At 38.3% G+C, this 20,341-nt stretch carries 23 protein-coding genes; 10 read left to right on the forward strand and 13 right to left on the reverse strand.

The features are described 5' to 3' along the window. Positions 1 to 31 precede the first annotated feature (31 nt). Positions 32 to 1,477 carry a MocR-like pyridoxine biosynthesis transcription factor PdxR gene (pdxR, locus tag ESZ36_RS14065; protein ID WP_146789067.1) on the reverse strand — a complete coding sequence of 482 codons (1,446 nt, stop codon included), beginning with the start codon at positions 1,475 to 1,477 and terminating at the stop codon, positions 32 to 34. 133 nt (positions 1,478 to 1,610) lie between these two features. On the opposite strand from pdxR, the gene ESZ36_RS14070 reads away from it, so the two are divergent. The 3 genes from ESZ36_RS14070 (at position 1,611) to ESZ36_RS14080 (ending at position 4,583) form a co-directional block, all read left to right on the forward strand. After that, positions 1,611 to 2,387, forward strand: a complete 777-nt coding sequence (locus ESZ36_RS14070) for an aldolase (protein WP_146789069.1) — start codon at positions 1,611 to 1,613, stop codon at positions 2,385 to 2,387. Positions 2,388 to 2,396: 9 nt separating this feature from the next. Continuing rightward, entirely contained in the window at positions 2,397 to 3,287 is an 891-nt protein-coding gene (locus tag ESZ36_RS14075; RefSeq protein ID WP_146789071.1) for a dihydrodipicolinate synthase family protein, read from the forward strand. A 216-nt stretch (positions 3,288 to 3,503) separates the two neighbouring features. Continuing rightward, positions 3,504 to 4,583, forward strand: a complete 1,080-nt coding sequence (locus tag ESZ36_RS14080; RefSeq protein WP_146789073.1) for a metalloprotease — start codon at positions 3,504 to 3,506, stop codon at positions 4,581 to 4,583. Between the two features lie 125 nt (positions 4,584 to 4,708). Here the strand turns inward: ESZ36_RS14080 and ESZ36_RS14085 are convergent, their stop codons facing one another. The 6 genes from ESZ36_RS14085 to ESZ36_RS14110 all read right to left on the reverse strand — a co-directional run bounded on the left by ESZ36_RS14085 (position 4,709) and on the right by ESZ36_RS14110 (position 8,212). Continuing rightward, positions 4,709 to 5,164: a DoxX family protein gene (locus ESZ36_RS14085; protein ID WP_425457396.1), complete on the reverse strand. Its 456-nt coding sequence runs from the start codon at positions 5,162 to 5,164 to the stop codon at positions 4,709 to 4,711. An 87-nt stretch (positions 5,165 to 5,251) separates the two neighbouring features. Next, positions 5,252 to 6,094, reverse strand: coding sequence for an HvfC/BufC N-terminal domain-containing protein (locus ESZ36_RS14090; protein WP_146789075.1), 843 nt, complete (start codon positions 6,092 to 6,094; stop codon positions 5,252 to 5,254). Next, positions 6,087 to 7,028, reverse strand: coding sequence for an MbnB/TglH/ChrH family RiPP precursor modification enzyme (locus ESZ36_RS14095; protein ID WP_146789077.1), 942 nt, complete (start codon positions 7,026 to 7,028; stop codon positions 6,087 to 6,089). Before ESZ36_RS14095 ends, ESZ36_RS14090 begins: the two co-directional genes overlap by 8 nt. 39 nt (positions 7,029 to 7,067) lie before the next feature. Then, positions 7,068 to 7,352, reverse strand: coding sequence for a BufA1 family periplasmic bufferin-type metallophore (locus tag ESZ36_RS14100; RefSeq protein WP_146789079.1), 285 nt, complete (start codon positions 7,350 to 7,352; stop codon positions 7,068 to 7,070). 10 nt (positions 7,353 to 7,362) lie between these two features. Continuing rightward, complete coding sequence (locus tag ESZ36_RS14105) at positions 7,363 to 7,695, reverse strand: thioredoxin family protein (protein WP_170235852.1); 333 nt, start codon at positions 7,693 to 7,695, stop codon at positions 7,363 to 7,365. Positions 7,696 to 7,732: 37 nt separating this feature from the next. Further along, entirely contained in the window at positions 7,733 to 8,212 is a 480-nt protein-coding gene (locus ESZ36_RS14110; RefSeq protein ID WP_146789082.1) for a YHS domain-containing (seleno)protein, read from the reverse strand. A 185-nt stretch (positions 8,213 to 8,397) separates the two neighbouring features. On the opposite strand from ESZ36_RS14110, the gene ESZ36_RS14115 reads away from it, so the two are divergent. After that, a complete protein-coding gene (locus ESZ36_RS14115) occupies positions 8,398 to 9,225 on the forward strand; it encodes an AraC family transcriptional regulator (protein ID WP_146789084.1) in 828 nt (275 codons plus the stop codon). Positions 9,226 to 9,314: 89 nt separating this feature from the next. Here the strand turns inward: ESZ36_RS14115 and ESZ36_RS14120 are convergent, their stop codons facing one another. Next, positions 9,315 to 10,181 (reverse strand): LysR substrate-binding domain-containing protein, encoded by an 867-nt coding sequence (locus ESZ36_RS14120; RefSeq protein WP_146789422.1) that lies wholly within the window; start codon positions 10,179 to 10,181, stop codon positions 9,315 to 9,317. A 153-nt stretch (positions 10,182 to 10,334) separates the two neighbouring features. Between ESZ36_RS14120 and ESZ36_RS14125 the strand changes: the two genes are divergently transcribed. The 3 genes from ESZ36_RS14125 (at position 10,335) to ESZ36_RS14135 (ending at position 13,686) form a co-directional block, all read left to right on the forward strand. Then, positions 10,335 to 11,465, forward strand: a complete 1,131-nt coding sequence (locus ESZ36_RS14125) for an S-(hydroxymethyl)glutathione dehydrogenase/class III alcohol dehydrogenase (RefSeq protein WP_011041666.1) — start codon at positions 10,335 to 10,337, stop codon at positions 11,463 to 11,465. A 62-nt stretch (positions 11,466 to 11,527) separates the two neighbouring features. Continuing rightward, on the forward strand, positions 11,528 to 12,379 hold the full coding sequence (fghA, locus tag ESZ36_RS14130) for an S-formylglutathione hydrolase (protein WP_146789086.1): 852 nt from the start codon (positions 11,528 to 11,530) through the stop codon (positions 12,377 to 12,379). A 305-nt stretch (positions 12,380 to 12,684) separates the two neighbouring features. Next, entirely contained in the window at positions 12,685 to 13,686 is a 1,002-nt protein-coding gene (locus ESZ36_RS14135; protein ID WP_146789088.1) for a diguanylate cyclase, read from the forward strand. Positions 13,687 to 13,694: 8 nt separating this feature from the next. Here the strand turns inward: ESZ36_RS14135 and ESZ36_RS14140 are convergent, their stop codons facing one another. Further along, a complete protein-coding gene (locus tag ESZ36_RS14140) occupies positions 13,695 to 14,339 on the reverse strand; it encodes a cupin domain-containing protein (protein WP_146789090.1) in 645 nt (214 codons plus the stop codon). Between the two features lie 172 nt (positions 14,340 to 14,511). Here ESZ36_RS14140 and ESZ36_RS14145 point away from each other — a divergent pair, with 172 nt between their 5' ends. Beyond that, positions 14,512 to 14,856 carry a winged helix-turn-helix transcriptional regulator gene (locus ESZ36_RS14145; RefSeq protein WP_146789091.1) on the forward strand — a complete coding sequence of 115 codons (345 nt, stop codon included), beginning with the start codon at positions 14,512 to 14,514 and terminating at the stop codon, positions 14,854 to 14,856. A gap of 182 nt (positions 14,857 to 15,038) precedes the next feature. Further along, the gene (locus ESZ36_RS14150; RefSeq protein ID WP_146789424.1) at positions 15,039 to 15,806 is read left to right on the forward strand and encodes an SDR family NAD(P)-dependent oxidoreductase; all 768 of its coding nucleotides are present in this window, start codon (positions 15,039 to 15,041) and stop codon (positions 15,804 to 15,806) included. Positions 15,807 to 15,900: 94 nt separating this feature from the next. On the opposite strand, the gene ESZ36_RS14155 is transcribed toward ESZ36_RS14150, so the two are convergent. The 4 genes from ESZ36_RS14155 to ESZ36_RS14170 all read right to left on the reverse strand — a co-directional run bounded on the left by ESZ36_RS14155 (position 15,901) and on the right by ESZ36_RS14170 (position 19,209). Continuing rightward, positions 15,901 to 17,370 (reverse strand): dihydrolipoyl dehydrogenase, encoded by a 1,470-nt coding sequence (locus ESZ36_RS14155; protein WP_146789093.1) that lies wholly within the window; start codon positions 17,368 to 17,370, stop codon positions 15,901 to 15,903. Between the two features lie 46 nt (positions 17,371 to 17,416). Then, positions 17,417 to 17,686, reverse strand: coding sequence for a glutathione S-transferase N-terminal domain-containing protein (locus ESZ36_RS14160; RefSeq protein ID WP_146789095.1), 270 nt, complete (start codon positions 17,684 to 17,686; stop codon positions 17,417 to 17,419). A 265-nt stretch (positions 17,687 to 17,951) separates the two neighbouring features. Next, entirely contained in the window at positions 17,952 to 18,923 is a 972-nt protein-coding gene (locus tag ESZ36_RS14165) for an alpha/beta fold hydrolase (RefSeq protein ID WP_146789097.1), read from the reverse strand. 31 nt (positions 18,924 to 18,954) lie between these two features. Next, positions 18,955 to 19,209 carry a glutaredoxin family protein gene (locus ESZ36_RS14170; RefSeq protein ID WP_146789099.1) on the reverse strand — a complete coding sequence of 85 codons (255 nt, stop codon included), beginning with the start codon at positions 19,207 to 19,209 and terminating at the stop codon, positions 18,955 to 18,957. 217 nt (positions 19,210 to 19,426) lie between these two features. On the opposite strand from ESZ36_RS14170, the gene ESZ36_RS14175 reads away from it, so the two are divergent. Next, a complete protein-coding gene (locus ESZ36_RS14175) occupies positions 19,427 to 20,335 on the forward strand; it encodes a LysR family transcriptional regulator (RefSeq protein ID WP_146789101.1) in 909 nt (302 codons plus the stop codon). The last annotated feature ends 6 nt before the right edge of the window (positions 20,336 to 20,341 follow it).

The following is a 20,341-nucleotide window of genomic DNA, read 5'->3' on the forward strand; positions in this document are numbered from 1 at the left end:
AAAAGTCCCATACTTTAACGTATTAAAATACCTACGAACCTTTCAATATTACTGATAGATTTTCTATTGATCGGGTAATCTCTTTTTCAGAAATAGCACCGAAACCAAAGCGAATATGAGTAGGGTCTGTAGATTCATCGTTGTAAAGAGTACTCAGTGTTGAATCTTTATGGTGCAAATTTTTTATTGATTTTCCCTTAATTGTTTTTGATATATCTATCCACAGGGCCATTCCTCCAGTAGGTAGCGTGAATGAAATATTTTTACCAAACACTCTTTTAAATTCACGTGCTGCAAAGTTTCTTCTTGATTCATATTGTTTTCTCGTTTTACGGATATGCCTTTTCACTTCACCAGATTCCATCAAATCGGATAAAACATGTTCAGTGATTGTGTTTCCTTGTCTGTCTATAAGTACTATTTCTTGTGCGGCCCTTTCAATAAATTTTTTATGAGCAGCTACATAACCTAATCTTAGACCTGGCGCAAAAACTTTAGACATAGAACCTATGTGAACAACGTTTTCTGAATTAGGTAAACTAGCTAGAGGGGGAATGGGTTTGGTTTCGTAATGGAATTCGTGATCATAATCATCTTCTATTATTACGAAATTATGTAGTTTAGATAATTTTAGTAAATCGAGCCGTCTTTCCATCGGAAGGCATACGGTCGTAGGATATTGATGGTGAGGTGTAGTATAAATACCTACTACTTCATGTAGAGATAATATTTTTTCTAACGCTATAATACTTAAACCATTGTGATCTAATTCGCACGCTAATACCTTAAATCCATTTGACTCGAATGCCGCTCTGGCGGGTGGATAATACATTCTTTCCATGACAATGATCCCTTTACTAGGATCTAATACTCTAGAAGCCAAATATATTCCCATTTGACTCCCCCTGACTATGCAAATTTCTTCGGAAGAGCAATTCATAAATCGATCATTGGACAACATCTTTTGGATTGAATCTCGTAGTTCTATAGTGCCTCGAGGATCTCCATAACCCAGACTTGAATGACGACTCAAGCTGATACAAGCTCTTCTATAAGCTCTTGCCAGTATTTCATAGGGGATTAGTCTCGTATCAGGGATGCCATCATTTGCAGTAGCCATGGTCGTACTAGTACTGAGGGCATCTTGATAGAGATTTTCTACTAATTTAGAAGGTGCTTTAGTTTTTTGTGCATTATTGATTAGTTGCTTATTTTTGTCTGACAACTCATTTTCAGGAAGGATGTTAGAAATAAATGTCCCACATCTAGGCTTTGTCACTAACCATCCTTGTGATTCAAGCTCTTCATATACCAGTTGAACGGTTTTTCGGTTAACCCCTAATTGCTTTGCTAATGAACGTGATCCGGGAAGCATAGAATCAGAGGCAAGACGACCGTCTTTAATATCTGTTATTAGCTTATTAAGTAGCTTTGTATGAAACGTTTTTCCAGGGCTATCTTCTAGCCAAAATTTCATACTCCAAGGTCTTAACACGTATCTCTCCTATCTGGACCACTATAATTGTTTAATCTGGATGTTATTGGTAATCCAGTGTGTTGCTATCCTGCACTCGTTGTTAAATAAACGCAAACATACGAGGAGATTTATTATGAAAACAGCTTCTACAGCAAAAAAAGAGCTCATGGTTAGCGCACAACTTGAGATGAAGAAAACTATTCAGGATATAGATTTAACTGTTCGTCAAAAGCTAGCATTAACTTGTCGCATCTTATTCGACAAAGGTCATGATGCAGGCGTAGCAGGGCAAATTACGTGTCGTTCTACTAAGCCAGATACGTATCTTACGCAACGATTCGGACAAGGCTTTGATGAAATTACGGCAGATGGTTTGATTGAAGTAGATCATGATCTTAAACCATTGGACGGCGAAGGTATGGCAAATCCAGCGAATCGTTTTCATACCTGGGTTTATAAAGAACACCCAGAAGTTAACTGTATTGTTCACACGCATCCAACTTATATCGCAGCATTATCAATGTTGAAAGTACCCCTTGTTATTTCTCAAATGGATACGTGTGGTTTGTACAACGATTGTTCTTTTGTCGAGAATTGGCCAGGTGTGCCTGTAGGCAACGAAGAAGGAATTCTTATTTCTAAAGCGTTAGGCAATAACCGAGCTGTTTTTCTTGCTCATCATGGTCAACTAGTTACAGGTAAAACTATTGAAGAAGCCTGTAATCTTGCGATTTTAATTGAGCGCGCAGCAAAATTACAATTATTGGCCATGGCTGCTGGTGAAATCCAGCCGCTTCCTCATGAACTAGCACAAGAAGCTCATGACTGGGTGTCTACAGACAAACGCAATAAAGTAAATTTTGCCTATTACGCAAGACAAGCTCTTAAAAAAAACACAGATTGTATATAAGGAAAGCAGATGAATTTATCAGGAATTATTGGTTACCCTATAACCCCTTTTAGTGATTTAATTAAAGGCGTTGATCTTGAAAAACTTGGTATCGTTATAGATATTTTACTTGATGCAAAAGTAGACGCTATTGCTGCGCTAGGCAGTGCTGGTGAGGCGGCTTACTTAACTAAATTTGAATGGGAACAAGTAGCAAAATACACAGTGAAGTATGTTGATGGTAAGGTGCCTGTTGTTATTGGTGTCGCTGAATTGACCACTGAGCAAGCAATAGAACGTGCCAAATATGCTCACGCTATAGGCGCAGATATGATCATGGTATCGCCTTTTTCTTACTACAAGCTAAATGAAGCAGAGTTATTTCAGCATTATGAAAGTATTTCAAATGCAACGCCTTTGCCCATTATGATATATAACAATCCTGCCACTTGTGGCGTCGATATGTCTCCGAAATTTATGTTAACTATGGTCGATGGCATTAAAAATGCCTGCATGATTAAAGAGAGTACGGGTGATATCCAACGCATGCATAAAATTCATAAGTTATCTAAAGGAAAAGTGCCATTTTTTAATGGTTGTAATCATATGGCTTTAGAAGCACTAACGGCCGGGGCAAGCGGCTGGTGTACAACGGCACCTTGCTTAATTGGTGACCAACCTAAGCAATTATTTGATGCTGTTAAACAAGGCGATAAAGATAAAGCACAAGCGTTATTCTATCAACAATATGAATTCCTTGAGTTCATTGTTACCTCAGGTTTGGCTGCCGCAGTTAAATCTGGTTTATCAATTCAAGGTAAGCTAGATGGAGAGCCTAGAAAGCCTCTATTACCTTTGACTAAATCTGCTCAAAAGACACTAAGAAATATGTTAACTGAGTTAGATTGTATTAAAGCATAAACGTTCAACTCTACTGACTTGAATGACTGCTGTAGATAGAGCCAAGTAACCTGAAAAGAGGTTACTTGGCTCTATCTACAGCATAGCTATATTTTTAAATTAAAAGAATCAATCTCTTTACCAACAGACTTTTCATCATATTTTATTCAATAAACCTTGCTGGTTAAGCAAATATAGTGATAATCGGGCAAGGTTTTTACTTGCTGGGTTAATGAAGTGCAATTATTAGAAATAGAGTGTTTAGGTCAAACACTACGGTTAGAAGGTTCAATGGCTGGATGGCAGCAACTATTTTGGGGTGATCAATGTGTCTCCCAGATTAATGCTAATGCCGATAGTGAGTCATTTTTGCATCAATTTTCTTTGCAAAATGAACAAGGAGAACTACAAGTTGAACTCAAAGGATCATTACAGTGGCAGCCCTTTGACCTGCAGTTTCAGCTTTTAGTCAATGAGGAGTTGTTACATGAAAACACCCTCAATGAAAAAGACATAGAACAACGTCAAGTCACGCAAGGTGAAAAGCAACCAATAAAGTTTAGCTTTGTTGGTATGGCTGGTCTTGGCTTAAAACTATTGAAAAGTGCCAAGGTCATTAAAGTTTTATTTGCTGCGGGTAGTTTGGCGGCTTATAGCTGGTTATTTTCTATTGAATTTGCTATCGCACTTATCCTCTGTCTGGTCTTTCATGAGTATGGTCATATTAAAGCGATGAAATATTTTGGTTTGAAAACCAAAGGTATTTATCTCATTCCCTTTGTTGGTGGTTTAGCACTTAGCGATGACAAAATTAATACTCGCTGGCAAGATATTGTCATTTCCATTATGGGACCCTTTTTCGGATTAATACTTTCTATAGCCTGTTTAATTGGCTATTGGCTAACCGATATAGAAATACTCGCCGGTTTAGCGGTATTTAATGCATTGCTCAATTTATTTAATATGCTGCCAGTATTACCGTTAGATGGCGGACATGTCCTTAAAAGTATCGCGTTTTCAATCAACTCTAAAGTGGGTTTAGTCGCATGTGTATTAGGTGCAGCATTGGGGGTATATATTAGTTATCACTTTGGTTTAGCCTTGCTAGGGTTTTTACTGGCTATTGGTAGTATCGAAATATTCTTTGAATATAAACGCCGACATTTAAGTGATTTATTACCGCTAAATCGCTATGCGCAAATCGTATCAGCTCTGTGGTATATCATTACTGTAGGTGGTTTAAGCGCCATTATTTGGTTTGTTGGTCAAACAGCTAATGATGCCTTGTCATTACCGCTTAAAATACTCGGTAGTTAGTCTTATTTACAGGAGATATCACTGTGTTGGTGAGTAAATAAGTATTAATCAAAACCAGCTATCCAGCTGGTTTTAGTTTCTTTACTTAGTTTCTTAAACTAGGTTCGTAAATTTTTTGATTAACGCTATTTACTTAACTTTGTTTTTAACAAATTATCTAATGAGAGTTTTCCTGCACCAAATAATACGACTTGTAACAGAAGTAAGCCCCATATAACGTGTGAGTAAAGTGCTGCGGGAGCAATCTCGGTTAAGCTGACAACGGCAACGATATTTACAACAGTTAAACCTAAAGCACCAAATCGACTCGCTAAACCTAGTACCAATAAAACGGGCAAAATTAGTTCGCCTGCTGTGCCCAAATACGCAGCCAGTTCAAAGGGAATAAACGGCACGCTATATTCTTCTTCAAACAAAAATAAGGTGGAATCCCAATCTCTCAGTTTTGTTAGACCCGAAGCAAAAAATACCCAAGCGACGTAAAATCTTGCACCTAACAGTGCAAGGGGCTGTAAATAATTTAGCAGTTGACTAACTTGGCTGTAAGGTTGAATAAGTCGCTGGGTAATTGTTGTCATCATGTTTTTCCTTTACGGGTAAATTTTTTATTTAAATTGTGGTTTCAATATTCAATTAGGGTTCATTTAGGGCTTAAATTACTCTGTAAATTAAATTTTTAATCGGCTAATCAGATTTTGTTCCAGTGCTATACCAATCCATTGGGCGAAGTCAAAGTCATGCTCAAGCTTGTTATTATTGGTCATAATATCTAATGCTTTACCTATACTGACTCCTTGCTTTATTAACGTTAACCAAGCGTATTCACTTACTGATAATTCGCGTATTTCAGCGTTGAAATAAGGTCTATATATCAGTACTTTTTGTGAGAAATCACCTTGTGCTAATTTATCGAGTGATTGTTTAATAAATCTTTGGTTGAGCTCTTCCGCAGTATCGGAAACAACACGTTGTTGATGAGATAACCAAAACTCAATCACAGGATAATTAGAGCTCATACCCAATTGGCTCGTCGTTAATTCTATATAAATTTCATCTATGTCGTGTGTTGCTAATAGTTGTAGACTTGCTTGATCTATTACAGAGTTTTTCGCACGCATGCTCTGTTGTCTAAGTCGGTCTACTTGCGCAATATCAGCAACAAAAGGGTAGTCAGATAATTGCACTAAACCAGATAGTAGCGTCGGAAAGTTATCTCCCCAAAGTGCCCAGTCGCCATGTTTAGGTGGTGATAAGATTAATAACTCACGACTTGCATAATTAAATAAACCTTCACCAATTAACGTTAACACCGTAGGAAAACTTATCGCGAGTGCTTGTTGAGCTGTAACTAATAAATTGTTGCGATATATCGCCATTCCTCTTGGGTCGAATTCATCAATTACGTCATTACCTGCAGAGGGGAATATCGCAGAAATGAGCCTTTGCTGTTGTTGTGCTACTTGTTCAAATGCAGCTTGGAGTGAGTGTTTTTTTGCGTCGTTGTTATTCATGTGCAAACTCACTCTCAAGTGTTGTCTCAGGTGTTATGATTCTTGATGAAGCATTATCGTCAAAAACCTGCTCTGCTATCGCTCTCGCTTTGTCCGCTTCGGCGATTAATGTTTGCCAGCTAGGCAGATTATTATCCCATTCAACTAAGGTTGGGACTTTTCCAAAGCGCTCTAAAGCGCTGCGATATAGTTGCCATCCTTGGCTCGAAACAGCTTGACTATGATCATCAATAATGAGTTCACCTTCAGTTACCTCGGTAAAACCTGCAAGATGAATTTCACCGACCATGGTTGTCGGAATTTCAGCTAACCATTGTTGTGCATAATCTAAAGGTTGTGCCGCATTAATGTTGTTGGCCGTCACAATGATATTGTTTAAATCAACTAATAACTTGCAGCCAGTTAACTCTGCAAGACGGACTAAAAACTCGGTTTCAGGCATACACGCATGTGAATATTGAATGTAAGCTGATAGGTTTTCTACCAACAGTGAACGACCTAACGATTGTTGAACACGGTCAATATTGTGCGCTAGCACCATCAAGGTTTGCTCGCTGTAAGCTAGCGGTAATAAATCTCCCGCATGCACTTGTTGACCCTTTAATTGGCTCCAACTAAAACAAACATGATCTGACATTAAAATAGGGTTGCAAGTACTTGCTAACTGCTTAAGCTTTTGTAAATAATGGCTAGGTACACCTTGTGCTGAACCTAAGCCCATTGCCGTTGAATGCAAACTGATAGCGTATTTTTCACTGGCTTGAGCTAATACACTTTGTGTCGCGCCGCCTTGTGCAAAAAAATTTTCTGAATGTACTTCGACAAAATCGATATTTGATGGAGTTGTTAACGCCTCAGTAAAGTGTTGGTGTCTTAATCCAACACCAATAAGTACGTCAGACTTCAATTTTTCATCTGCTCTTTGTAATGACATTAATTCAACTCCATGGATACCAAGTTCAATAACGACTAGTTACTTTGCTTTATCTTCTGCAAATTTTTTCTTTGCTGCTGCTTTTAAAAGGCCGCCAATATCTTCACAAGTGCCTTTAGCCACAAGTTTCCACTCACCTGGATCATTATCTAATGATGATTGTCCTGCACATGAATGTGTTCCTGCTAAGTTAGCACAATCATTTTGACCAGCCATCGCTACGCCATAACACTTCTCTTTACTCGCCGCTTGTGCTGGCGCAGTAACTACAGTAGAAAGGGCGACAACCAGTGCTGCACTAGCAAGTAATTTTTTGTTATTCATAATAAAGCCTCTATTTAATTGTATTGTGGTTAAGCTGCTCGCTTAACCAATGGTTTATTTCTTCAATGTTTACGCCACCTATCAAGCGAGATTTAGTACCAGAACGGCCTAATAACACTAAGGATGGAACGCCTGTCACTTCAAGTTGTTTTGCTAACTGTGTTTGCTCATCAACATCAATTTTGATCACGTTTAGCTGGTCTACATAATGTTCTGATACATCGACCATGATAGGCGCCATGCTTTTACAGGGTGCGCACCATGAAGTACTAAAATAAATAAGTACCCATGATTTTTCATGCTCGCACCAGTTAAGACCTTGCAGGTTTAGTTCTTCTTTCATTGGCAAAGGTCTAACTCGGGCAAACTTTGTAAGCAAATTATTCAGCATCTAACTGCGCAATAGATACACCTTGAATACCAGACCAAGTTCTATCTGCAGTAGCGATGTAACCAGGAATATCAGTTGACCATTTTTTCTGAACTGCTTTGTTCAGGTTCAAATACAATTTACCATCAACAATTTTCCAAGCTGTAGGGTCAGTATCTAATTTTTTATTTAACGCTACGCCCATCGCGCAAAAGCCGCCAAATTGTGGTGCGAATTGTTCTGGGTTTTGTTTGAACTGATCACGATTTGCTTCACTGCTAAACTGATAAATAGCGGTCTTATAAGTCGCAGTGTATTTTTGGTTACCTTTAGTTGCTTTACTGTCGGTGAAATATGAAACAGCATCATAACCATGAATAGCAAGGTCATTTTCATTGCTATTAACATCAATTTGGGCAGCAAAACTCACACTGCTGATAGCTAGCGTTGCGACGATGGCGACAGATTTAATTAGAGTAGAGATATTCATTAAAGGCTCCTTGGAGGCTAAGTGGTAAAAGTATGCAACGTTTTGTTGTACATAAATTATGGTGTATAGACATAAGTGGTGTAATATTTACAGCGCTTCGTCATGTGGTTACTTTAACAAGCCGTTTGTGAGCGAATGCCGCTATGAGTCTCGAACTTGAAACCAATCGTCTAAAAGAGTTGTTTATGGATCAATTAAGTCAAATTTTAGAAAACCTTTCTTTTAATGCTGATGTTTTTTTCAGTGGTAACTTGTGTGGTATTCAAAGCTTAGGCGGGGCTGATAGTAAAAAAGGTCATTTGCATTTATTAAAATCAGGCGTATTAACCATTGTGTGTGAAGAAGGGCATAAAGTTACCCTAGATAAGCCATCTGTTATTTTCATGCCTGGTCCAAGTAAACATCAAGTTATTGCCAGTGAATCAGATGATGCTGAGTTAGTTTGTGTCGATGTCGATTTTCATTCGGGCAGTGGGGCTGCATTGGTAAATGCATTACCAAAATTTATTTGTTTGAACATTGAACAGCATGATCCTGTTGGAAGAACTGCACACTGGTTGTTTGAAGAAGCGTTTAACAAACAAGCTGGTCAACAGATGATCGTGAATAAGCTCGGTGATATTTTCTTGATACAAATACTGCGACATGTCATCAAGGAAGGCATCGTTATTCAGGGAATGTTAGCGGGTATGGCGCATCCTCAATTATCAACATTAATGTCAGCGTTGCATAAACGGCCGCAAGAACAGTGGACCGTTGAGTTAATGGCTGAAACAGCCTTAATGTCCCGAGCTAAGTTTGCCGCTTTATTTAAAGACACCATAGGCCAAGCGCCCAGTGACTATTTAACAGACTTACGTATTGCTATCGCGCAAGGCTTATTGAAAAAAGATAAACCCGTTAGCTTTGTTGCTAACGAAGTGGGTTATGAACATGGCTCTGCATTGGCCAGAGTGTTCAGGAAAAAAACGGGATTATCACCAAAAGAATGGTTAATGAAATTTAGGAAATAATATCAATCGAATTAATTCTCGCTAAGTGATCAATAAATTAATCTGATTGGTATAACAGTAACAAATAGCCTTGTTGTATAAAGAAAGGACTACAACAAGTGTTCCGCCAAGTAGTCTACTAATAGTCTTATTTTTGGCGACAAGTGACGATTCTGTGGATAAATTGCCCATATGCCTTCATCTGGTGCGCGATAATTATCTAATAAGGTGACCAGTTCACCACTTTGTAAGTGCTGTTTAATATAATAATCGGGTAGTTGTACTATACCTAGCCCTTTCAATGCCGCATCAGTCAAACTATAACCGCTGTTGTATCGTAACCGTCCCGTGATGCGAACGCTCTTTTCTTTGTCAGACTCTCTAAAGTGCCAATAATCGTTTGTTCCCAATAAACAGCTGTGTTTATTAAGTTCTGAAATAGAGTGAGGTATGCCATGTTTTTGTAAATAAAGGGGCGATGCACAAACAAAGTTTGAGCGTTCACCTAATTTTTTTGCCATCATTGAAGAGTCACTTAAATTGCCTAGTCGAATAGCCAAATCATAACCATCTTCAACTAAATCAACTCTCTGATTACTTAAGTAAGCCGATACTTCAACATCGCTATATTGTTTTAGGAAATCATTCACCAGCGGTAATATCTGCTTTTCGCCATAGGTAACAGGGGCTGTCAGCTTAATTTTACCTTGAGGTTTCGATTGTAAATTTGTAATTGCACGTTCAGCAGCGTCAAGTCCATCAAGTACACTGCGACAGTGTTGATAAAAAATTCTTCCTTCTTCAGTTAATGAAACCTTGCGTGTAGTGCGATAAAATAATTTGATATTTAAGCGTTTTTCTAACGCACTTATTTGCCGACTGACTTGGGCTGTCGATATAGCCATTTTTTTTGAGGCAAGAGTAAAACTCTCATTTTCAGCAACGTAAACAAACTCGCTAATACCTTCCCACTGCATCATTGTTACCTATATGTAAAAGTAATTTACCAAAACGTCATATTATCATTGTTTCAGAAATAGATATAATGTTGCTTACAGAAACAAATACGATGTGCTGAAGTGAAGCTATAATTGAGCTTTAAAGCCTAATATACAAAAGTGAGAATACCTATGTCAGATAAATTTATTAAATCAAAAGCCGCTATTGCTTGGGGTCCTAATCAACCCTTATCCATTGAAGAAGTCGATGTAATGTTACCTCGTGAAGGTGAAGTGTTAGTTAAGGTTGTTGCATCGGGTGTTTGTCATACTGATGCTTTTACCTTATCAGGCGATGATCCAGAAGGTATTTTCCCCGTTATTTTAGGGCACGAAGGTGGTGGTATTGTTGAGCAAATTGGCGCAGGCGTTACTAGCGTTAAAGTTGGCGATCATGTTATCCCGTTATACACACCAGAGTGTGGTGAGTGTAAATTCTGTTTGTCGGGTAAAACCAACCTGTGTCAAAAAATTCGTGAAACTCAAGGTAAAGGTTTAATGCCTGATGGCACCACGCGTTTTTATAAAGACGGTCAACCTATCTTTCATTACATGGGATGTTCAACCTTTTCTGAATACACAGTTTTACCAGAAATTTCTTTAGCTAAGGTCAATAAAGATGCGCCGTTAGAAGAAGTTTGTTTACTTGGTTGTGGTGTCACTACCGGTATGGGCGCAGTAATGAATACGGCGAAAGTTGAAGAAGGTGCAACAGTCGCTATCTTTGGCCTTGGTGGTATTGGTTTATCAGCAGTTATTGGCGCAACTATGGCTAAAGCGAGTCGTATTATTGCCATTGATATTAATGAAAGTAAGTTTGAGCTAGCAAAAAAATTAGGCGCAACAGACTTTATTAACCCGAAAGATTACGACAAGCCAATTCAAGATGTGATCGTTGAAATGACTGACGGCGGTGTTGATTATTCTTTTGAATGTATTGGTAATGTAAACCTAATGCGCTCAGCTTTAGAATGTTGTCATAAAGGTTGGGGTGAATCAGTGGTAATAGGTGTTGCTGGTGCAGGACAAGAAATTTCAACTCGTCCATTCCAGTTAGTTACTGGTCGTGTATGGAGAGGATCTGCATTTGGTGGTGTTAAAGGCCGTACTGAATTACCTGATTATGTAGAACGTTATTTAGCGGGTGAATTCAAACTAAGTGACTTTATTACTCATACTATGCCTCTTGAAGACATTAATGAATCATTTGAATTGATGCATAAAGGCGAAAGTATCCGCTCAGTTATCCATTTCGATAAATAATAGTTTTACGTTGTCCCTCTCTTAGTAATAAACAGAGAGGGGTCGCGTCTTGAGGTTTTACCATGACAACTAGCCATGTAATTGAAAACGTAAGTGTAAACAAAAGTTTTGGTGGATGGCATAAGCAATATAGCCATCAATCTACAACGTTAAATTGTACGATGAAATTTGCTATCTACTTACCACCCAAAATCGCAAGCGGAGAAAAGGTACCTGTACTGTATTGGCTTTCTGGCCTGACATGTACTGATGAAAACTTTATGCAGAAATCAGGGGTACAGCGCATTGCTGCTGAACTTGGTATTGCTATTGTTGCGCCTGATACCAGTCCGCGTGGTGAAGGGGTAGCTAATGATGATGGTTATGATTTGGGGCAGGGCGCAGGCTTTTATGTTAATGCAACCCAAGCACCTTGGAATCGCCATTACCAGATGTATGATTATGTGGTGAATGAACTGCCGCAGTTAATTGAATCGACGTTTCCTGTCTCAGATAAACGAGCGATTTCCGGGCACTCTATGGGCGGACATGGGGCACTGACCATTGCCATGCTCAACCCTGAACGTTATAGCTCAATGTCGGCGTTTAGTCCTATTTGTAATCCAATAAACGCTCCTTGGGGTAAAAAAGCTTTCAGCACTTACCTTGGTAAAGATAAAGCCAATTGGCTTAATCACGATGCCAGTGAGTTAATGCGTCGAGCAACACAGTTTATTCCGGCTAAAGTTGACCAGGGAGGGGCTGATGATTTTCTCACTGAGCAGTTACAACCCGAAACCTTAGAAGCCGCTGCACAAGCCAATGATTATCCATTAGAGCTTTGCATTCATGAAGGTTATGATCATAGTTACTATTTTATTTCATCATTCATTGAAGAACACCTGCGCTTTCATGCAGAGCACTTGAACAAGTAATTATTGTCTAGCAATAGTAATAAAAAAGTACCTTTCCTGCTCAAGCATTGAAGGTACTTTCGTTAATATTGTAAGTGATATGATTATTGAAAAGGGTATAAGCGCATACCTAAATGTAAAATTATTGCTTTAAAATGTGTCATTTATTTTATTCAAAGCAATAGACTTTAGTCTAACTTGCTCTGTTTCACTCTTTTTTTGTCTATTAAAACAACAATATTTTAACTTTTACTCTTGTTACTCTCAAATGATGACGTTAAAATACTTAACATAATAATAACAAATCAAGAGTATAGGAATGAAGTATGTCCTTTGAAGATGAGTATCAAGTAACGTCTGAATTCAGTGAGCGTACCCATGACTTCCTCTCTAGTCATTTAATTTCCCCAACACCAGTCAATTATTCAGTAATATATCTTCATATTAGTAATGAAAACGAAATGTTATCGGCTGCTATAAATAAAAAATTACAACAGGGAACATTAATCACCGCAGATTTCATGGCTAATTTATTCAAACGTTATGTATCCCTTACTGAGCAAATTGAAAATACGATATTAGCCCCTTTTGAACAAACCTTGAGTAAAACGCTAGAACAAATTAGTAAACAGGTGAGTAATGAAGATAAAGCGGTAAATAATTTAGAGAAGTTAGATAAAATTTTAGCTAAGACAAAAAACAATACTTCTATGGATAATATTGTTAGTTATCTTTTTAATACGATAAATAGCACTAAAGCTCAGCATGAAGAACTGTCGCAAAAGTTAACCACAACACAACAAGAAATTAATCAATTAAAAGACAAATTAGCGTCGTCAAGACAAGAAGCTTTAGTTGACTCATTAACAGGTTTATTGAATCGTCGTGGCTGTGATGAAAAACTACAAAATTTAGACCTCGCTGATACCCATTCCTCTTTAGCCATTGATATTGATCACTTTAAAAAGGTCAACGACACTTTTGGCCACTTTATTGGTGACAAAGTGATTCAACGTATAGCTAAAACGATTCAAAGCCATATTGGGGAGCAAGATCTTGCGGTACGTTTTGGTGGCGAAGAGTTTGTGGTAGTTATGGCTCACACTCCCATTGATGAAGCAAAAGAAATCGCTGAAAAAATACGTATTGCTATCTCTAAAATGAGATTAAAACAAAGAGATACCAACACCTTTTTACCACCAATTTCAGTCTCTATAGGTATTGCTCAAAATGATAATATTTCAGAGTGGACCACCTTATTTGAACAAGCAGACACTGCGTTATATAAAGCTAAAAACTCTGGGCGAAATTGCTGTATTTGTGCCTAAAAAATTGTTTATAGGTGGCCTACTTTAACCAATATAATCGTTTCCTGCTCTACATAGGGAAAGTGCTCGCTCATATGGGGGCTACGAATCCAAGAGCCTTCAGGATAACGGCCATGCTCATCTATAAATTCTCCACTAATCACAAAGATTTCTTCACCGCCAAAATGCTTATGGGGTTGAAAACGCTCCCCTTTAGGCCATTTGACGAGTGCGGTTGATTCACCTTGATAGCTGTGCAACGGCATAACCATTAAGTTACCCATGCCAGCTGACCAGCTTTCGTTTGCGGTATCGATGACAACATGTTCATTATCGCCTGGCAGAAATTGATGAAGTTTTACCAATAAGGTACAACCATCTTTACTAAAAGGCGCATGGCGATAACCTTCAGGATTACGAAAATAGCTACCCGCATGATAGTCACCACTATGATCAGAAAAAGTGCCCGATAATACGAGGATCTCTTCGCCTAGAGGATGATCATGTTCACTAAAGCTAGCGCCGGGATCAAACTTTACTAAGCTCGTTGCATGTCCTCTTTCTGCATCTTCTCTGGCTAATGGTTTACGCCATACACCCTCTTTGGGGCTTGCTACCCAAGGTTGTTGCTGTGTATTAATGAATACTTGTTCATCGAAGTTCATATTGAGCATTGATTTTCCTTTAACGCTTGTAATTTTAAGAGGAAGACTTCATAACTATAGCTATATTCTCAAGCACTCTGAAAGCTGCATCTTGAATGGTAATGGGTATATAATATCGCTTATCAGATACAACGCCAAGTATGCACAAAATGGTTTAGTAGGCACTTTAAGGTACATCTTTATGAATAATAAGAATATTAAATTTTCAAGAAAATCGGCCCCTGAAAAATCTGCTCGCATGGTTGAAACGATTGTTGGCTGTAAATGGTCACTCACCGTTTATAACTTACTCAATAATGACATATATCGCCCAGGAGAAATGGTGAGAAGTGTTGAAGGTTTAACCACCAAGGTGTTGAATGCTTGTTTAAAGCGCAATATAGAGTTTGGTATTCTTGAACGGGAAACCTTTAATGAAGTTCCACCTAGAGTCGAATATAAAGTGACAACGTTTGGTCATAAATTTATTAACATTTTGACAGAATTAGAAAAGCTGCAACTAGAAATAGATGACAGTCATTTATAAAAATAATGCTCTAAGCTCATGGTCTAGATTTAAATACAAAATATTTTCTTTTTATTATTCAGTAAACTAGACCAATAAGTACCTAGCTTACTAGATTGTGCCTACTTTTTTTACTTGTTTTATCTCCTTATTATTTAGTGGTATCTACTTTACTTATTTAAATAATTAACGGGAGAAAAATGATGAAATTTACCCATCAAGGAAAAGCAATAATTATTGGTGGCTCAAGCGGTATGGGCTTAGCAACAGCGAAATTATTAGTTAAACATCATGTCGAGGTTATTATTGTAGGGCGTAATGCTGAAAAACTTGAACTAGCATTAACTCAGCTTAATGAGACTGGAAAAGCATCAGCAATTCAGGCAGATCTTTATCAAGCAGCAGACTTAGAAAAATTACTCTCGTATATTAATCAAGACGATGTTCGGTTAAGTTATTTGGTAAATGCCGCTGGATATTTTAGCCCTAAGGCGTTTTTAACACATGATGTTGAAGACTATAATACTTATATGGAACTTAACAGAGCGACATTCTTTATCGCACAAGCCGTTGCTGAAAACATGAAAAACCAAGGCGGCGGAAACATTGTTAATATTGGTTCAATGTGGGGAAAACAAGCGATTAAAGCGACACCTTCTTCGGCTTATTCTATGGCAAAGGCTGGGTTGCATGCCTTAACTCAACATATGGCAATGGAATTAGCACAGTACAATATTCGAGTTAATGCGGTATCTCCAGCGGTGGTGAAAACGCCTATCTACCACTCTTTTATTGACCCTACAGAATTAGATGAAGCATTAGCTGGATTTAACGAATTCCATCCTATTGGAAGAATAGGCACGGTCGATGATGTCGCTAATACTATCGGCTTTTTATTATCGTCAGATACATCTTGGGTAACAGGGGCTATTTGGGATATTGATGGTGGTGTTATGACTGGTCGCAATTAAGGTGATGTAATAAGACGAAAACAACTCAGTGCGCAATACTCCTGAGTTGTTTCGAATGTAGCAGATATCGCTATTATTTTGTCATCTTATTTATCTATATGACCAACTTTATTGTGTTGTCATGCGTCATGATAAATTCATTCATATCATGTTTCGCAATAGTTAATTTATGCTGTGCATCTCTTAGTGCAGTACGTAAACCTTCCTCAATTACCGGATGATAAAAGGGCATGGTAAGCATCGCTTGCACCGTCATCTGTTGTTGCCTCGCCCATGCGAGCAAGTGGCCAATATGCTCAGCGGCAGGGCCAAACATCTCAGCACCTAAAAATTCACCTGAGTATTGGTCGGCATAAACCTTCAATAATCCTTTATTTTTACCCATGACACGGCTTCGACCTTGTCCTTCAAAACTGACTTGGCCAACCACATAATTCGTGGCATCTTGATCGGCATATAAATCCTCTATTTGTCTCAACGATAAACCGACACTGGCAACTTGTGGTTCAGTAAAAACAACGGATAATGGAGCACGTCTTTGCCCTTGAGCGATAATTGGATATGCTCCTGCATTGGTTCCAGCAATTTTTCCATCATCGGCTGCTTCATGTAATAGCGTTAAAGTATTGTTGGCATCTCCCGCGACAAAAATATGGTCAACTGATGTTTGCAGAGTCAATTCATCAAATAGTGGGCTGTTATTTTTACCAAGTTCGATGCTAGTATTTTCCAGTCCTAGCTTGTCTACGTTAGCTTTACGACCCGTAGCAGCTAAAATATACTGAAATGACTCAGTCGTTTTATGTCCTGATTTATCGAAATAAATTACTTCAACAGCATCATCTTTTTCTATGGTACTAATGACGTGTGCTTTAGCATCAAAATAAAACTCTTCATTAAACGTCTTCTCAGCGTAGCGTTTCATTTCTTCATCTTGTAAATTTGCAACCGAGCCACTTCGGCCAAATACTTTAACTATTACGCCTAATCGACTTAAGGCTTGGCCTAATTCTAGCCCTATGACGCCAGGACCAAAGACAGCAACAGACTTTGGTAAATCGTTCAGTTCGAATAAGTTATCATTGGTTAATAAACGGCTACCAGCCGCGGCCAAGAATTCAGGGTAATTAGGTCTAGAGCCTGTGGCGATGACAATACGTTTTGCAATAACTTGGCTATGATCGTCTATCTGCAAGGTATGTTCGTCTTGAAATTTGGCAAAACCACGAATTTTATCTTGCTCATCGAAACCCTCTACAGACTCAACCACAAAGCCGACAAAACGATCACGTTCTGTTTGCACGCGCTTCATTACAACTTTTCCATTAACTTTAATGCGGTCAACTTGAATGCCAAAAAGGTCCGTTTGACTAGCGTGATAAGACGCATCCGCCGCGGCAATTAATAATTTACTAGGCATGCAACCTACGCGAGCACAAGTAGTACCGTAAGCGCCGCCTTCAATTATGACTATCTTATCAGTATATTTCTTTGCGGCGCGATAAGCGCCCATTCCTGCAGTGCCTGTACCAATAATGGCAACATCAACATTGATTACTTTCATGAGAATAGTCCTGCTTTAATTATGAGGTTAATGAAAATGAAATAGCTTATTTTCTATTGCGTAAAAAGTTAATAATGTCATCGGATTCATATAACCATTGCGCTTGACCATTTGATTGACCGATACGTAAACAAGGTACTTGTGTTTTATTACCTCCTTGTTGCAATTCAATACGATGCTGATGATTTATTTGAATATTTCGAAGTTCAACACTGAGTTCAAGTTCATTTATTGCTTGGCGTGTTTTAGCGCAAAAAGGACAGCTGTCATAATGATAAAGTGCCATGTCATTTGGCTGTACTACTGATAAAGTCATGATTTTTTCCTTGGTGATAATAATGTAAATGTAAGTATTTTGAGAATAAATTTCGTGAACATGAATACCATAAAAATAAGTGTTTTAGTCACGAATAGAAGCTAAAGAGTGAAGCCATAATATAAATGCTCATAAGGAGATAAAGGCAACCAGGAGTCTGGACATTGCCACCATTTGTCTAATTAGCCCTATTTTTAAATAAAACATTAAAAAAGCGCTACAAATAAAATGGGATTATTGCAGCGCAAAGGAAATTTATGTATTGCTAGTTATTCTTTGTCATGAACTTAAGAATGTGATTGGCAATAACATCACCGTCTTCTTCTAAAGCAAAGTGACCTGTGTCTAAGATATTAAAGTCTAAGTTTTTTAAATCACGTTTGTATGGGTGTGCGCCTTCCTCAGGGAAAATATAGTCTCCTTTACCCCACATTAATAATGTTGGCGGTTGGTGCTCTCTGAAGTAATCTTGCCATTCTGGGTAAAGTGCTGGATTAGTGCCGTAAGAATAAAATAATTCTAATTGGATTTCTTTATTGCCTGGGCGGTCTAATTTAGCCTGATCTACTATCCAGTTATCAGGGCTAATGGTTTCTTTATTACGAGTACCATTAGTATATTGCCACTCTGTTGCACCGATAGTTAACAGGTTATCTTTAAGTACTTTGGCATTTTCAGGTGTTTTATCTTTCCAATAGGCTTTAATGGGGTCCCAAAAGTCACGTAAACCTTCATCATAAGCATTGCCATTTTGTATGATCAGACCTTGGACTCGCTCAGGATGAGCTGCGGCTATTCTAAAGCCGATTGGAGCGCCGTAATCCATGACATACATGGTATATTCTTCAGCGCCTACTTTGGCTAAAAAGGCATCGGTAATCTTAGCTAAGTTATCAAAACTGTATTCAAAATCACTAAGCGCAGGCATAGAGCTGTTACCAAAACCGGGATAATCTGGAGCAATGACGTGATATGTTTCTGACAATTTAGGGATTAAATCACGATACATATGTGACGACGTTGGAAAGCCATGTAATAACACAATAGTTTTCTTGTGTTCTTCACCTGCTTCACGGTAAAAAATTTCTTGGTTTTGTACTTTAATCGTTTTGTGTAAGGTTTGTGCTGCTTCAACATGATTAATTGAGCTAAAACCTAGTAGTAATACGCTAGCAGTTGCCATGAGATAATTGCTAAATTTTCTATTTTTTACGATTAACTTAGTTAAATTTTTCATTGTTTTTTCCTATGTAAGTAATTAATAAGTGCTATTTTTTTAAGTTTGTTGCTAATAAGTTGATCTGTTTGTTTTCTAGTAATTCAGTAAAACCACCCACTGATAACTCTTCGATAAATATTTGAGGGTAGGTTCTGCCCGTTGTTCTTTGTTGTAACTCTTCTATGTACTTTGGATTTTCATAAACATCATATTCAACATAATCCAACCCTTTATTGCTTAATAACCGTTTAGCGTGAGTACAGTAACCACAGCCAGGGCGGGTATATATTTCTATCTTTTCCATTTAATCCTCCGTTTACACTTTTCAGTGATGCTGCTTTGTTGTTGATGAGGCTATTATCTATTTCAATGCTTCATTGATAAACAGGGTTGATGTTGAATGATTGTCAATGTAGTGTTGATAATAAGGTTCTGAATGAATAGTAATTGAGTGAATACTGAGTAATGGCTGAGCCGAAATTTAGTCATCGTTGAATGAAAGAGGGGTCTGCGAGTAGCTTATGGATACGTTAGATGGATTAAAAACAGTGGTGGCAGTCGTTGAAACAAACTCATTTACCGCGGCAAGTGACAGACTAGGGATCTCAAAAGCGTTAGTAAGTAAGTACGTAGGTGAAGTGGAAAACCAATTAGGCATTCGACTTTTTAATCGCACAACTAGGCAATTAGCATTAACTGATTCCGGCCGACGTTATTATGAGGAAGCAATTATATTACTGGAGCAGTTTAGCGCTATGGTAGATAACGTAACTGGTGAGCAGACAGCACCACGTGGCTTGTTACGAATTAGCGCACCAGTAACTTTTGGTGAAATGAGGTTAGCACCCTTATTACCAAAATTTATCGCCTTGTACCCTGACTTAACCATTGAGTTAGTGCTAACCAATGGTGCGATAGACATGCTTGAAGAGGGAATTGATGTGCGTTTACGTATTGGCGGTGTTGATGACTCCAACATGATAGCCAGGCATTTAACTAACTTCCCTCTGGTATTATCGGCATCACCAAACTACGCTCAGGAAAACGGTTTACCTACAACGCCTGAACAGCTTGGGGAACATCATTGTATTATTGACAGTAATTTTAGGATTGGTAAACAATGGCCATTTATTTCGCCAAAGGGGCAAGCAGAAACCATTAATGTGCAGTCTGGGGTTGCGGTAAATAGCCCGCAAGCTGTTCGGGAAGTAGCCATCGCTGATGGTGGAATTGCGATGACACCTAACTTTATTGTTGAAGATGCACTAGCTGATGGCAGGCTATTAAGAGTATTACCAGAATACACCACGCTGGAGTTTGGTCTTTTTGCTATTTATCCACACCGTAAATATGTGGCCAAGAAAGTACGTTGTTTTATCGACTTTGTCTTAGATCAGTTCTCCAAACAATCAAGTGCTAATAACTCGTAATAGAAA

It is taken from the genome of Colwellia demingiae, from assembly GCF_007954275.1.
Lineage (GTDB): Bacteria > Pseudomonadota > Gammaproteobacteria > Enterobacterales > Alteromonadaceae > Colwellia > Colwellia demingiae.